This window comes from Amedibacillus sp. YH-ame10 (assembly GCF_053848885.1).
Map to the genome: position 1 here is coordinate 57209 of NZ_JBSPFA010000004.1, position 14840 is coordinate 72048.

Sequence of the window (14840 nt, forward strand, 5' to 3'; positions counted from 1 at the left end):
GTTTATTTTTTCTTAATTGGCATCATAGTCATAGCTTGGGTATTTACTTGCAATGACTCTTTTTATGATGTCATTTTCGTCAAATACAAAGGTGTATGATGATAAATCTCTTTGATAATGGAAAACACTCGGTTTGGTTCCTTCATCTTTTTTAAATCCTTTTAAATTTTCATCCATCCATCCTAATAACTCTTTCCTATTTTGTGATTCTATCTGTAACCCTGCAACTTCAATACGTACGTCTTCTTTTAATAGCTTCATATCACATGTTAAACTAGTAATCACACCCTCCTTTAATTCCACGCCCTCTTCTTTTGGATTGAATAAATTCGCAATAATAGATGCATTTGATTGTTTAGATGCTCCTTTTAGACGTAATGGCACTCCATAATGATAGATAGTTCTTCCCTCTAAATATCTTCCATTGTATCTATTCAGTTCTACCCCTTTATCTGTGTAAGTAATTTCCGCTAGGCTATAGCCATCTTTCATAAATTCATCCAGTGTCGTTTCAAGCATTGTATATTCTTTATCGTTCATTGTGATTTTGACATCTACATTATTCGCTTGAAAAAAGAAATGGAATCCTATCAGTATCCCTACACAAAGCAACCCACCTAGTACCCTCTTTATCATCCTATCACTCTATTTTCCTTTCCATTTATGGTATTGTATAAAACTTTACGTTGCATCCATAAACGTCACCATAGTTGCTCATTCATAGATGAAAAGATTCGCTTTTTTACAAGTGCTTTAAGCTCTTTGAAGTTTTTATATTGACTTGGTATTAAAAACTCACTTTCTAAACTAGGGATGTTAAACTCTATAATCTGTGTATTAACATACTTGCTACTTACCCATTTCATTTCGATATGTTCAGGGCTTATATCTCTCCACCTGTATTCATACTGTATATATTTTGAAAAAACAAAGATCACTTTATTTTCATCAAAGAGGATATATCTCATCATGTTTTGGCGAACTTTAAATATGAGATAAACACCACTAAATAGAAATAGTGTCCCTCCTCCATAACAGAGTAATTTGTTATGGATTGCTGCAAATGGGACTGAACTATTGCCCATCCAACTGTTACCAAAAACTAAATATTCCATATGAGAGGATTCAGTAAATCCTATCACTATACCCCCTATTCCCATTACAAATGCTAGGGCAATGAATACACAGCCAGTTACTAATGCGATTTTCCTATAACAACACTTTTTCATTTATCTTTACTCCATCATTTATACTTCGATATCGATTGTTCCTTAAAATTTTATTTTTCAATAGCTACAATTCTAGTGGGTAACTCTCCACCATTCATTGTTTCTGTATAATCTTCTAACGAATTTGTTTCAATATAAATGGTAATTGGATATATTCCTGTTTTAAATTTACGATCAAATTGAACACTTTTTACTGCATACCCTGGCGGTATCATTTTACTTTGATAAATGACCTCTCCTGTTTCCTGTAGTGTTATCTTAAATTTAAAGTAACATGGGTTATTCTCTGGATTATACAAGGCTACATAGGCTGTATCTGTATTCGCTTCCATATTTATATCCTTATAACCTGGAAGAAGAATCCCTGTCGATTCTGTATTGGCCTTTACACTTGTACTAGGCTCATACTTATCCATACCGCCTTCTAAATCAGGTCCTTTAGGCATCATCATATACCACAGTATAGATATAAGAATGGCTAGCAGAAACAGAAACGGTAATAATTTCTTTACTACTTTCCTTTGTATAATTGCAATATATGCATCTTCTTCAACCTCAACGTACCCAATAATTTCATAAAAATATAGTTTTTTCTTAAATGCATAATATGCATATGTTTCACTGTTATATTCCCATTGCCCTATAACTTCTGCTACCCCGTCACCAATAAATCCTAATACTTGATACCCAACATTTTCCATTGGATAACGCTCTTTGAATTTCTTCTTAGAAGAATATGCGACTTCCCCTATCCCTTTTATTTTCTTGTTTTTATCCACATACTTCTTTTCCATATTCACCTATTCTCCTACCTTTCTCATGAAAATATAACACTATAGATTTTTGTTATACTTTCACAAGAAAGTGAAAACACTTTCTATATTTATTCCATCGCTACAATACGGCTTTCAATCAATCCACCATTCAACACTTCTTTTTTTTCAAGTGAGAATGCATCAATTTTTATACTTATTGGATACACACCCTCGTTGAAGTTTTTATCAAACTTTATTTCAGTTACTGCTTGCCCTGGCGGTATCATTTTACTTTCAAATATTTTCGCTTCACTATCTCGTAAATAGATTGTAAATTTGAAATAACATGGATTTTGCGAAGGGTTATACAAAGCTACATAAGCGGTATCTGTTCCTGCTTTCATTATGAGCTTTTCATAACTTGGTAAAGCGATATGGTCAGGATCTGTTTTTATTTCTTCTCCGTTTGATGGAACATAATTTTTTGCTGACGGATCAATATCTGATCCTTGTAAAACATAAATAAGGGGAATTAATAATAAGAGTAGTATGCTCAATAACAGTATCAATCGTTGAATCCCTTTTGGCTGTACAACTTCAATATAGCGATTTTCATTTACTGCAATATAACCTCGAAGTTTGAATCTTACTCTTGAATAGTTATTTGCATAATAATCAATGGTCTTATTACGATAATGTAATTCCCCTATTTTTTTCTTTAAACCTTTTCCTACACTTCCAGCAATGATGAAATCACCTTGTGGATGAATTTTTTTCATTGCCTTCTTACTATAAAAAGGACAAGAAGATCCTCGAATTTTTATTTTCTTATCATAATTGCTTTTACTTTCATATATTAATTCCATATGTATATCTCCTCTCTTCTTGTCTATTCATTTTTATAATTACTAAGTTTTGTTAGTTACTAGGGGTTTGTAGGAGTAGTCCCATTTGTTGTAACTACATATACAAGTGTATCTTTGTATGCAGTAGTTTTAGTTGCTGTACCTAATAAATATGCTTTTCCCTTTTCAGTTAATTTAACATCAGCTGGTGTATCTGAATCTTTTAAAGTTGCAATTTTCATAAAATTTTTTCCATTAGTAGTTGTATTCAATTCGGCAACTGTCTCATATTTTACTGCGTAAGCTACTTTTCTATTAGTAGCAACACCACTATCCAATTGGTATCCATTAGCAGATCTTACATAGACATCAACTGGATCTTTTGTAATGGTTCCACCATTTATCGCTACCAACGATACAGATACATCAACACCACTTGCTTCCGCTTTTGTATCTTTAGTTAACTTAACTGATTCAGGAATCTGTACTCCCCAATCTGGATCAGTAGGATTATCTGGATCTGGAATTACATTTCTTGTATCATAGTTTACCTCAGCTGAACTCTCATAGTCTGTACTGGTTGGATCAGACTCCTTAGCACTCACTCCTGTTAGAGCCATAGGCATCATCATCGCAAATGCCATAGCTCCTGTTAAAAATACTTTCAATTTTTTCATTTTCATTTTCCTCCTTATGAAAGTTTTGATTTCAGATATTTAAAGTGCTCCCACACTTCTATAACTAATGCATTACGCATGTTATATACTTTTGTTTTCTTCTTCCTCTTCTTTTCTTTTCTTCTTCACCAAAATCAATATTAACCATGCAAAGGTAAGAAGAGTGGTATAGAACCTCGCATCCGTTTGGTCACCTGTTTGAATTGAATGACTTGGTTTGTTAACCTCAACACTAGGTTTATCTTCATTTGGTTTTTCAATTGGTTTTTCTGATTCCAATGGCTTTTCAGGATCCACTGGTTTTTCTGGTTCTACCGGTTTTTCTGGTTCTACTGGTTTTTCTGGTTCCTCAGGCTCTATTCCTATATATTCAAATTCAATAAACAAACGCATTTCGGTACTTTCTATATCTATTTCAATCACCGAGTCAATCATTTGGTTTGTAATATCTATGGAATCCTTGAATTCAGGTCTTTCAAAGATGACACTTTTTAACCTGTATCCTTTATTAGGAACTAGAGTAAATGATGGGTCTGCATCTAAAGGCAATTGATATGTAACAACACCTTCTTCAATAACACTACTTCCCTTCAATGCTTTACCACCTTTACTTACATGTACTTCTAATTTAAATAAATCTTCATCCGTAAAACTTGCTGAAACAACCGTTGTTCTCGATCCTTCTGCTGCATGTATTGGGTAGCAATGTATGGATAGAGAAGTTACCAATGCTGTACACACTATTAAATATTTTGTTTTTTTGTACATTTTCCTACTCCTTCTATTTCTCTTTTCAAATTTTGTTTCATACATTAACTACCTGCTGTACTTTTATCTACATATTTAACTTTAAAAACCATTGACCCCGTGTATCGGTCTTTTGGATACTCTTTCCCTTTGTCTATCTTTAGAGCAAAAGTTTGTTGTCTATTTTCTAAATTTAATAGTGCAAGCGCATTATTAACATCGTATTTAACACTTCCTATATAAACATCTACTTTCATTTGTGTTAATGTATTCTCAGTTGATGTTCCTGCAATTGTAATATCCGATGTAGTTTTTACCTCAATATTTTTATTAAGTTTACCTAGTATTTCATCCTTACCTGCACTGCTAGGTATGAGTGATACTTCAGCATTTTGTGTTGCCTCAAATTGACCATCATTACTTTTTTTAAGATTTATTGTCTTTGGAATTTTAATAAAAGCTGTTGGATCTTGTGCATATACAGTAATCTTAGTCTTGACTATTTCGCCTGAAACCGTTGTGTATGTAACTTCATACACTCCAGTTTCTACAGCTGTTTTTCCTGATGCTATTTCTGGGAGACCTTTTATACTAGATATTTCAACTCTATTTCCAGTCTTAATATTAGTTGCATATGGATAAACTTTATATTTGGAATATTCATAACCTGGATTTCCTTCTTGTAAATTATCGGCTGGTGTCAATATCGAAACTATTTCAGAAGGAGTCTTATCTTTTATGTATCCAGCTAAAAGTGTTGCTTCTTCTACAGTTAATTGAAGATCATTTGCAGAGACATTTATATCGTCTGTTATAATTGCATGATCTCTAACAATGATTTTAAATGATAATTTAGTACCCTTCAATGTTTCGATAGTAAGTGTGGTTTCACCTAACTCCTTCCACGCTTCTATATTTCCAAACTTATATCCTTTCATTTGATCTGCTATCTCGCTTTCAGCTCCTGTTTTTAAGTCATAATATTCTATTCTGGCTAATCTATCCCAACCATCTCCAAACCAACTACTCTGAAAACTACCTACCCATTTGTTACCCTTTTCGTGTATATGTGTATTTGCTCTCAACTCTTCTCCAGTTGTTGTATCTCTTACCAAATTGTCCACAACTACAAGGTTTGACTCTAATTCTGAATTATTATTGAGTGTATGCTTTACTTTATATTCCCCTGCATGAGACTCAGGGTACATAACTCTAATAAGCGCATCATCTAAATTTAGTGCTATCTGTTTGTATGGGGAAAGGTTATTTGTTATTTTAAGTTTTGTTTCGTCCACAAGTGCTTGTTTTTTAAAATTTCCATTAAGGTTAAAAACCTTTTCGTTATAGTCCGACAAGGACATCGCAATATTGTTTGCATATAGAATATCATTACTACTTGTTAGTATATTTCCTGTCACATCATACACGTCGATAATTGCATCTGTTGGACTATTACTAACAACCGTATAGCGATCTTCAAACCATGTGTTTTTCTCTGTATTTGTACCTTTTGTTATATTCGCTTTCCAGATATTTCCGTTTGCACTCTGTAACACTTTGCCATTTTCAACAGGTATTACATCTTTAGAAACACCATTAAGGGCATCACCTACATAATTTCCAAGCCAGTGTATAGTTGAAATGGAATATGGAATTCTATCTTTACTTTGATCTGCAATGGCTACTGTATCTTCAGTTGTGCTACCAGTCTCATAAACTTTATACTTTTTAGTTATATCTGGCATTGTATTTCCTACTGTTAAAGAAAGTCTATCTTTGCCTTTATTAGCAACAAAAACACTCGAATCAATCTTTAAGTCAATCTTTCTTTTCTCTGTCTTTACCTTACTAGATATAACTTCAAGTGCAGCATCATTATTACCCGTTGCCGCTCTATTGATTTTTATTTTCAAGTCATCGTCAGTACCACTATTTTGTGGTTTGACTACTTTAAACCTTGCTGTTTGTGTAAATGTATCTGGATCCCAACGAGTAGAGACTTGTTCTAAATAATCAGTATTTACTGTAAATGTTATAGGTGTTGTTGTATCTATTAAATCAACCTGCCCTTTCTCTTTAACAACTGCACTTACCTCAAATTCGGTTCCATATGCATAAGTTGTTGTAGACAAAGCATTTTTTGTACCCTCAGTAAAATCAATAGTTTGTGGGTTAGCTACCTTAATAGTAATATCTTTCCCAGTAGAGCTAATTGTGTCACTAAATCCTGGTTTATTTAGTCGCTCATTGTATAAAGTAATTGTCTTTCCTGCACCTTTACCAGTTAATTCACTGGTATCCATTAGATCAGCAAGATTAATAGTAATCTCACTCATACCATCATTTACATTACCGACAATACCATATTTAGATACTCCTGATGTATTTGTAGAAACCGCACTTACCTTAGTTCCTGTTCCTCCATTTGTTGTAACAGAAATTTTAATTTGGGTTGTCCCTGGTGTAATTGTTATCTCGTCGCCACCACTATAATTTATCTGCCCTCCAACTGCTGTTGGCGTATTCATATTGTCAATCCCCACTACCGCTAGAGAATCATCTTTTACAACCAACTTTGAACTACTGCCATTTTCCAACGTTGTAGATGGCATAGCACCAAGAGTAGGATTGGCTATAATATCCATGCCTGAATTACTTGCTCTTGCAAACACAATCTTGCTAGTATCTAATGTCATTTTAGGACGAACACTATTCCTTTCTACTGGAAGTATTGTTTTAGCAAGAACATAATTATCTTCTATATAGCGAAAACCAGAATCAACTGTCAGCTTGAAAGATTGATTAGGAGTATCAACTACTTTTATATCTGTTTCAGCAATGCTATATAAAACGTAAACTGGTTCATCAGTTATTAGTTTTTGGTTGCTAATAGGTATATATTTTCCTGCTACTGTACCATAATTAACAGGGTATCTTAAATCAACCATACCCACTCCATTATTGATTGTTCCTGTAAACTTTTCAATTCCACTTTTTTTATTTGAATCTAAAATGCTAGTTTTATATATACCCTCTCTTAAAGTTATTCCATCTGGTGTGTTTTGCTCACTTCCAATATACATATCTTGTTCAAAATATAGCAATGCTAGCATAGACCCCTGTTTTATCACTGAATCTTTTGGATGATTAAAATCAAACGTTCCATCTTCTTTATTATAAGTGATAGCAGTCGCTAGACTAGGCATCGTATTCTTCTGCGTATATTCAATAAAGACTTCCTCTTCTGGTTTGCAGTCAGGTGTACTAAAAACGTGAAGAGTTTTAAGTCCTGCTTTATCAAAAGTGTTCTTGTTTCCATATTCCAAAAGAGTATTTTGTAGTTTCGTAGTTCCAAATAATAGCTTATCAGGTCCTAGAACATCTCTATAATATCCACTAGGAAGAGTATGTTCTTCGAATATAATTTCAGAACTATTTGTGTTTTTAAAATGACCTAGATTGTACTTCTTTTTGTCAAACCACGCTCCATTTTCATGTTTCCCACTTATGACTATTTCCTTATTTTCTAAAGAGTTGTCTTTGTTTGCAAACCCTCTCAAAGGTATACTCACCTCTTTTTTTTCAGAATCTGGTTTATGCGCATCATCGTTAAAACCACCAGTAATTTTAAATTCGTCGTTTGTGTTTGATAACCAATAACTCGTGTCTACTAGTGGAAGATATGAGCCCCAATTAGCTATTTCTTCCAAACTAGGTACTCCAGATGGTTGTAACAACCCTAAAGAAACAGAATTATCAACGCCATAATAGCTATTCCAAATATTATTTTCTTCAGCTTTTATGCTGTTTGCATCACCTACAACACTTGAAGAAACCTTATCAGATAAAAGCGTATTATAACTTACGTATGTAGAAGGCTGACCACCTAAGTATATTTTTGCTCCAGGATTTATGGTGACAATATCAATAGGCGGCTTTTTCACTTCTACTGTATCTTCATCCTTTGCTAATACTGTATTGTTTATATCTTGTAGCATCAAGCAAGAAATCAATAACGAAACTACTACCAACCCCATTAATGCTTTATATCGTGTTTTTTTTAATGCACTATTTTTCTTTTCAACTGTTCTCATTACAATCAACCCTTCCTTTATCAAAATTCATAACAAATATTCCGTTATATACTAGCTATCCTCTAACAAACTATCTATAGTTAAAGAGACTAATTTCTCTTTAATCTCTTCTTGCAACTGACAATAGAACTTTCTAACGGGACATGTTTCTGTTGCAAAACGACTACAATAATGATCATCTTCCATACAACGATTGATTTTCGATGTGCTTTCCATGATGTTGACTACCTCAAATAAATTGATTTCTTTTGTGTCTTTTGTAAGTGAATACCCACCATATGTACCAATATGTGTTTTTATTAGTCCTGCCTTTTCTAATTTTTTGGCAATCTTTAGTACATAACTTTGTGGTATGCCCATCTTCTTAGAAAGAGTTGTGGAGGATACTGGTACTGAATAAGACGCCAAACAAAGTATAATTCGTATTGCATAATCTGTAGTTACGTTTAATTGCATATATCCTCACTCTCACAACCTTTGTATAATGTTTTCCAACTGATAGAAACCATACCTAGTTAGGTTTGGTTCTTACGATTAATTGAAATTAAATCAATATCATTTTTTGCTTTTTTAATTTATTTAGTAATTACAAAAAATGAGATATTTTTGTTCCCAGTATTTTTACAACATAATGAATAATATGTTGTAAAACAAAAAAAGCGATTGATTTTATCGCCTTTTAACGTGGTTTTTAGGTATGTAAACTGACTACTTTTTTAATAAATATTATAATTTTTACAATAGTCTTATATATAAATTTTGTAATTTTTTAAAGTAAAATGGAAAAAAATGTAGATTTTACCTACATTTTGTGTTAGATTATAGAGGAGCAATAGCAACAATTTTAACTTTACAACATATTATTCATTATGTTGTTTTTTTTATCAACACAAAAGCCCAACAAGATTCATTTTTGCTAGCGTTTTTTCACATTCGTTACAAGACGTCATAGTATAAATTCTTGTTGTTTCAATGTTTGTGTGTCCTAATATATCTGCCAATCGAATAATGTCCTTTTGTAATCTATAGTAGGTAAGTGCAAATAAATGTCTCAGATTATGTGGAAATACTTTTTCTCTATCAACCTTTGCTTCTTCGCAAAGGTTTTTCATTTTACGCCATATATTAGAACGATCTAATGGTTCCCCTTTTTTTGTAATAAAGATAGTCCCACTAATGATTCCTGATTTATTACAATAATCAATCAACAATCTTCTTAATTTCTTTGTTATAAAGATAACTCTTTCTTTTCCCTTGTTATTAATGACAACCCGTCCAGTCCTTAAACATTCAACTGTTATGAATTTATGTTCTGACACACGAATCCCTGTTCCACAGATTGTTTGTAATAACATATACAATTGTTTGTTCTTTTCTTTTAACGCTGCTTCTAATAATCTTTTGTACTCTTCTTTTGTTAATTCTTTTTCTTCTTCATAGAAGATTTTCTTTTGTACTTTACAAAGTTTCATTTTTAGCTCGTTTAATTTTTGATACATTAGAAATGAATTCAATGATGTCAACATACTATTAACACTTCTAACTTTATATTTTTGTAATAAATCGTTTTTATATGCAATTAATGATTCTTTACTCATTAACTTGTCTCCATCTAAAAACTCATAATACTTAACTACATCCCGTACATACTTTTGAATTGTTGCCTGACTTCTTTCTTCCAAATATAAATAATCTTCAAATTTTGAAATCTTTTTTTGATTTAAAATATAATTGTTCATATCGCACCCTCTTTTTCCATATGTTGTATATTAAGTATAATTATACCATTTCATAGCATTACTTCTACTTCCAAATTTTCCCATATTAGTACACTCTTCTGTAATGATATTTGTTAAGTAACTAGTTACAGATATGTCAACATGGCAGTAGGCTACTGACAGCATACATCGAAACTGATCCCAATCATACAATTAATTAAAAAAATACATATTGCTAGTGTGTCCATTATTTTCTCTTCTTCGAGGTATTCTTAACAAATAACCACTTTCTACCAAAATGGACAGTTGCCTTCGTACTGTCCTTTCTGATAAATTCGTATCTCTTGCAATTGTCCTTACAGATGGATAACATGACCAATTTGTATAATCTGCATATCGTAATATTGCTTTATACACGTTTATTGCGCTAGCTGGTAAATTTGAGGCACATATCTTTTGATAAAAATGAAGATAGTCTTTATTCAACTTTTACACTTCCTTTCCCCGTTTTTTCTTTGATGGAATTTAATACGTTAATATCTATTCGCATTGGATCATTGATGGTGTACTCTCTTTTAATTGATTCCTCAAGTGCATATGAATTCGCATACGATACAGTTTGTTCATAACGTGGAGGAACACAATAGTTTTTGTTTAGCTTTATTCCCCATTTCTTAAATAACTCTAATTTTGTTTTCATGGGATTTGTTCCTGTTTTCATTAAAATAAAATTCCCTTTTGGCATAGATTTAAGTTCGTCAGTGGTTAATAAAGGACGTTGAATCATTTGTAACGATTGAGAGGGATCACTCTTACCTTTACTTACTGATCCACTCATAACAGTTTGGAATCCTAGATTCTCACTTAATACTTTAGCTGTTTCGCTGGTAGGGGCAAATCCTCCAAACAATGTATCCTGACAATTGTCTTGAATGATGGAAGCACCCTCTTTACCATAGTTCTTTTCTAACTGCGCTAAAGATTGAATGATTGGGACAATTGTTATATTTCTAGAACGAGATGCACTAAACATCATTTCAGCACTTTGTATTTTAGGTATCGTACCTATCTCATCTAAAAACATCATAACCTTGTTAGGGAGACGCCCCTCGCACGTATCTGCGTATGCTAACATTTCTCTATAGTACTGTTGAATAAATAAAGAAATCAAAAAGTGTTTAGTAGCATCTTCTTCTGGCATGACTAAGAAGATTGCTGATTTCTGAGAACAAAACTTTTCTATATCAACTGCTGTTTCAAAACATAGTATTTGTTCGATTTCTGAGTCAATAAAAGCATTTAGTCTTGATAAGACGGTAGATAGAACAGATTGCATCGCTTGCTCTCCTGTGTTTAAAGCAGCACCTGCAAACCACTTTGCTTTATGGGTGTCTGGTAACTGATCAACAAGTAATTGAAATCTTGTTTTTCCCTTCACTGGTGAGGGTTGAAGTAAATCTTGAACCAATTTAAACACACTTACAATATGCCTTTGATTCGCTGGGCAAAATTCAGCAATCAATAAAATAACAGAGGTGAGCAAACCTTCTGCTGAGTCATAAAAAAAAGAGTTCTGCCCATATCCACCAGTATTCTCTCCATCACTAAATACAATTGTTTTGGCAATAATCTTAGCATACTTTTCGGTTTTTGCTTTGTGTGCTAAATGACTTCTATCCTGTTTATATAAATCCATATATTTATTTACTAGCTGTAACATATTATTGCCATCAGACATCATAGGATTTCGCAAATCAATGACAGATATGTTATAACCATAATATTCTTTAGCGATTCCTCCATAATTTCTATATAAATCTCCCTTTGTATCAGTGCTTATAAAACTTACTCCTGATGCACAAGCAAACTCTAAATTAGGATACAGGAAGTTTGCTGTCTTTCCAACCCCTGCTGCACCAATCATCATTAAATGAATATCTTGATTATCCACATAGGCATAAAGACCTTTTGTGGTTTTCTTCATACCTACAATAACGCCTTGAGTCTTAGGCAGGCATTTCCCTTCTCTCCATTTTTTTGGCTGATACTTTATAGTGCTATATGATTGTTTGACTTCCTTTGCACTTGCAAAACGAGCTGTTCCATGTTGTCCATCGCCTACTGTCTTAGATTTGATGTGATCAAGATTATAGTTATTACCTAAATATACAGCCATTCCAATCAAACAAAAAAACAAGCAACCTGTTATCATAAATACTATTTTTGCATCCATTATTTCTCCCTTCTTACAAATAAAAAAAACAGCTGATTTTTAATAACCAACTGTTCTTTGTCTACTATTTCTTTTTATGATTCTAATTTATGGAACACTTATAAAGAAAGCTAATAACTTAAGTAATTTTTCCCACTGTCTTCCGTCATCATTCCAAACTCCGTTTTCCTTTAACGGTATAATCTTAGGGTCTTCAAATTTGCCATCATAGAAAACCCAGGTATACCCATCAGTAAAAATAACTTTTTTGCCATTTGGATGTGAAAGATATGTTTGAAGTTGATTTCTATCATGATCAGTATAGTTCATATCTTTTTTTCCTTCATGTTCAGCAAATGTAATCGTACCAGGTTTTTTCACCTCCACATACGCATAGTAAATGGTTTTATTTTCGATAGCATCTTTTTTATTGTGATATAGAAATCCTTTTGTAACCATCAAATCAGGACTAGCAGTTCCTATTTTTTTATAACCTGTAACATCATGGTAACCCGTCCCATTTTTACTAAACTTATCCGAGATAATCAATTCAAGTTTTAAATAGCGAACTATATCCCCTAATGTATTTTCTATGACCCTTTGATAAGAACTCTCAAAAGGACTTGTCTCTTCATACAGCTTTATATCCTCTTGGTATTCTTTAAATGTGTATTTTGTATTCATTTTCTTTCTCCTCCTGTCTACTAAAAGACCCCTTTATTTCCTTATTCTAGCACACATTTGTTTTTACTAATATAGTAATACTTTTATGCATATCCTACTTACTCTTCGTCTCTTTATATTCATAACATATTTAATCTTATACTTTCTGCTTGTTGCTCCACCTCAATAGGTTCAACATACTCGTTGATAATTTGCAAAGCTTCTTCGTAACTCCCACTATTCGTAATTCTATCAAACATGGCAGTTGCTTCATGCTCTAATCCGTTTTCTTTTAATGCTTTTGTTGCAATCCCCATTAAGTTAAATATATTACCATTTGCTCCAATAATTGCTGCACGTGGTTTTTCAATTGGATTTCTACATTCATGTTCCATCTGTTGTTGCATTTCATGATTACAGTATTTCATAACAGTTGCACTCTCCATGGCTAGTTTTTCATAGGCTTTCCCTACTTCTACTTTTTTAGCGTTTGTATCCATGAGTTTTTTTATTTCTTGAAAACCTGTTTTCACTCGTTCAATACGTTTTGCAAAACTGCCGCGATCTTTATAGGAACGATAAGAATCGATTAAATTATCTGCACCCATAAATTGAATGGGATTGCTTCTGTCTGGAAATAAATGATAGTTTGCTAAATTTAAAGCACACTTTGTAATCTTCATAAAGTCTTCTTTAATTTTAAGATAATCATTGATCCCATCATAATTTAGTCCATAGTACATATCTGCAAATGCTTTAGAGAGTTGCTTATGATCCATTTGTGTATAATCTTCAACTGTTAAATCACGTTTTAATTCATCGATAACTTCTTGCAAAATTCCTATATTGGGATTATCTTCTCCGATAATCGCTGGAAATCCTAACTGCGCTTTTCGATCTTCGTTAAAATCCTTGTATATAGGTTCTGCACGTGCCATATCAACATTTGCTAAAGTGTCAATATAATCTTGAATACGTTCAGCCCCCTCTATTCCTGCAACGTCATGATCTGTTCCTACAATGACAAAATTAATGTTTGGATTTTCTTCAAGCATTTCTTCTATGGCTTGCATACCTAACCCACACAATGCAAGATAGCTATGTTGTTGCCAATTATCTTTATAGATTGAAATATACGATAGCATGTCAATAGGTGCCTCAAATACCAATAAAGTTGAAGAGATTCCCTTATAGTGAAAACTATATCTAGGATCCGAGCCCTCGACATTTCCACGATAACTCACTCCTTCTTTAGATGCATATGTACTCTTCTTATGAGCATGTCGAGCGATACCATCACTATCCTCACCTACAAATACAACGTTATGATATTGCTTGTCTTCATAAATTAGACCATTCTTTACAAATTCATTCAGTACATCTTTATCAATATACCTTGTTTTAAGAAGATAGGCATACATTCGTTTCATTGTTTCACAATGCTCTGGTAATACAAATTCCTTTTTTGGTTCTTCTTTAGTTTCATAATTGATACTGATGCCTGTATCATTTGCATATGACAAAAGGAGTTCCATCGCATCTACATACTTCATGCCATAGAACTCCTCTAAAAATTTAATAGGGTATCCCCCTTCTTGTGTTTTATGTTTATACCAATGATTATCTTTGATAGTGACACTGGTGTATCGTTGCCATCGAAACTCTCTTCCTGATTTTATTAATGTCTCTCCTTGATTCCTCAAGTAATCAACTAAGTTGATACTATTCGCTAAAGCTTTTTGTTCTTCTGAAAACTTTCTATATTCTGCCATTTTTTCTTCTCCTTTATCTCTTTCTTTTATTAATTTTACGCTTTATAGCAGTGTTATGAATTGTATTTACTTTTGCTTTTGTGTGAATCAATCTTTGAACTTCTTTAATATCATATTTTCTCTTTTTC

The 14840-nt window shown here is 32.7% G+C and carries 13 protein-coding genes; all 13 read right to left on the reverse strand.

Going from position 1 to position 14840, the window contains the following annotated elements:
- Window positions 1-12: 12 nt before the first annotated feature.
- Complete coding sequence (locus ACWG42_RS02605; protein ID WP_455789948.1) at window positions 13-636, reverse strand: hypothetical protein; 624 nt, start codon at window positions 634-636, stop codon at window positions 13-15.
- Between the two features lie 65 nt (window positions 637-701).
- Window positions 702-1229, reverse strand: a complete 528-nt coding sequence (locus ACWG42_RS02610; protein ID WP_455789949.1) for a hypothetical protein — start codon at window positions 1227-1229, stop codon at window positions 702-704.
- 50 nt (window positions 1230-1279) lie between these two features.
- Window positions 1280-2023 (reverse strand): hypothetical protein, encoded by a 744-nt coding sequence (locus ACWG42_RS02615; RefSeq protein WP_455789950.1) that lies wholly within the window; start codon window positions 2021-2023, stop codon window positions 1280-1282.
- Window positions 2024-2112: 89 nt separating this feature from the next.
- Window positions 2113-2850, reverse strand: coding sequence for a hypothetical protein (locus ACWG42_RS02620; RefSeq protein WP_455789951.1), 738 nt, complete (start codon window positions 2848-2850; stop codon window positions 2113-2115).
- A 59-nt stretch (window positions 2851-2909) separates the two neighbouring features.
- Window positions 2910-3506, reverse strand: coding sequence for a hypothetical protein (locus ACWG42_RS02625; RefSeq protein ID WP_455789952.1), 597 nt, complete (start codon window positions 3504-3506; stop codon window positions 2910-2912).
- An 81-nt stretch (window positions 3507-3587) separates the two neighbouring features.
- Window positions 3588-4274: a hypothetical protein gene (locus ACWG42_RS02630; RefSeq protein WP_455789953.1), complete on the reverse strand. Its 687-nt coding sequence runs from the start codon at window positions 4272-4274 to the stop codon at window positions 3588-3590.
- A 44-nt stretch (window positions 4275-4318) separates the two neighbouring features.
- Window positions 4319-8347 (reverse strand): hypothetical protein, encoded by a 4029-nt coding sequence (locus ACWG42_RS02635; protein ID WP_455789954.1) that lies wholly within the window; start codon window positions 8345-8347, stop codon window positions 4319-4321.
- Window positions 8348-8398: 51 nt separating this feature from the next.
- Window positions 8399-8803 (reverse strand): RrF2 family transcriptional regulator, encoded by a 405-nt coding sequence (locus ACWG42_RS02640; RefSeq protein WP_455789955.1) that lies wholly within the window; start codon window positions 8801-8803, stop codon window positions 8399-8401.
- A 428-nt stretch (window positions 8804-9231) separates the two neighbouring features.
- A complete protein-coding gene (locus ACWG42_RS02645) occupies window positions 9232-10086 on the reverse strand; it encodes a tyrosine-type recombinase/integrase (protein ID WP_455789956.1) in 855 nt (284 codons plus the stop codon).
- A gap of 192 nt (window positions 10087-10278) precedes the next feature.
- A complete protein-coding gene (locus ACWG42_RS02650) occupies window positions 10279-10551 on the reverse strand; it encodes a helix-turn-helix domain-containing protein (protein ID WP_455789957.1) in 273 nt (90 codons plus the stop codon).
- On the reverse strand, window positions 10544-12298 hold the full coding sequence (locus ACWG42_RS02655) for a VirD4-like conjugal transfer protein, CD1115 family (protein WP_455789958.1): 1755 nt from the start codon (window positions 12296-12298) through the stop codon (window positions 10544-10546). The genes ACWG42_RS02650 and ACWG42_RS02655 overlap by 8 nt, the downstream gene beginning before the upstream one ends.
- A gap of 87 nt (window positions 12299-12385) precedes the next feature.
- Window positions 12386-12961, reverse strand: a complete 576-nt coding sequence (locus tag ACWG42_RS02660; RefSeq protein ID WP_455789959.1) for a hypothetical protein — start codon at window positions 12959-12961, stop codon at window positions 12386-12388.
- A 119-nt stretch (window positions 12962-13080) separates the two neighbouring features.
- A complete protein-coding gene (locus ACWG42_RS02665) occupies window positions 13081-14712 on the reverse strand; it encodes a DUF3991 domain-containing protein (protein ID WP_455789960.1) in 1632 nt (543 codons plus the stop codon).
- Window positions 14713-14840: the final 128 nt, after the last annotated feature.

Coding starts and splice junctions, on each gene's coding strand:
- ACWG42_RS02605 (WP_455789948.1), bottom strand. CDS start 636: ATGATAAAGAGGGTACTAGGTGGGTTGCTTTGTGTAGGGATACTGATA.
- ACWG42_RS02610 (WP_455789949.1), bottom strand. CDS start 1,229: ATGAAAAAGTGTTGTTATAGGAAAATCGCATTAGTAACTGGCTGTGTA.
- ACWG42_RS02615 (WP_455789950.1), bottom strand. CDS start 2,023: ATGGAAAAGAAGTATGTGGATAAAAACAAGAAAATAAAAGGGATAGGG.
- ACWG42_RS02620 (WP_455789951.1), bottom strand. CDS start 2,850: ATGGAATTAATATATGAAAGTAAAAGCAATTATGATAAGAAAATAAAA.
- ACWG42_RS02625 (WP_455789952.1), bottom strand. CDS start 3,506: ATGAAAAAATTGAAAGTATTTTTAACAGGAGCTATGGCATTTGCGATG.
- ACWG42_RS02630 (WP_455789953.1), bottom strand. CDS start 4,274: ATGTACAAAAAAACAAAATATTTAATAGTGTGTACAGCATTGGTAACT.
- ACWG42_RS02635 (WP_455789954.1), bottom strand. CDS start 8,347: ATGAGAACAGTTGAAAAGAAAAATAGTGCATTAAAAAAAACACGATAT.
- ACWG42_RS02640 (WP_455789955.1), bottom strand. CDS start 8,803: ATGCAATTAAACGTAACTACAGATTATGCAATACGAATTATACTTTGT.
- ACWG42_RS02645 (WP_455789956.1), bottom strand. CDS start 10,086: ATGAACAATTATATTTTAAATCAAAAAAAGATTTCAAAATTTGAAGAT.
- ACWG42_RS02655 (WP_455789958.1), bottom strand. CDS start 12,298: ATGGATGCAAAAATAGTATTTATGATAACAGGTTGCTTGTTTTTTTGT.
- ACWG42_RS02660 (WP_455789959.1), bottom strand. CDS start 12,961: ATGAATACAAAATACACATTTAAAGAATACCAAGAGGATATAAAGCTG.
- ACWG42_RS02665 (WP_455789960.1), bottom strand. CDS start 14,712: ATGGCAGAATATAGAAAGTTTTCAGAAGAACAAAAAGCTTTAGCGAAT.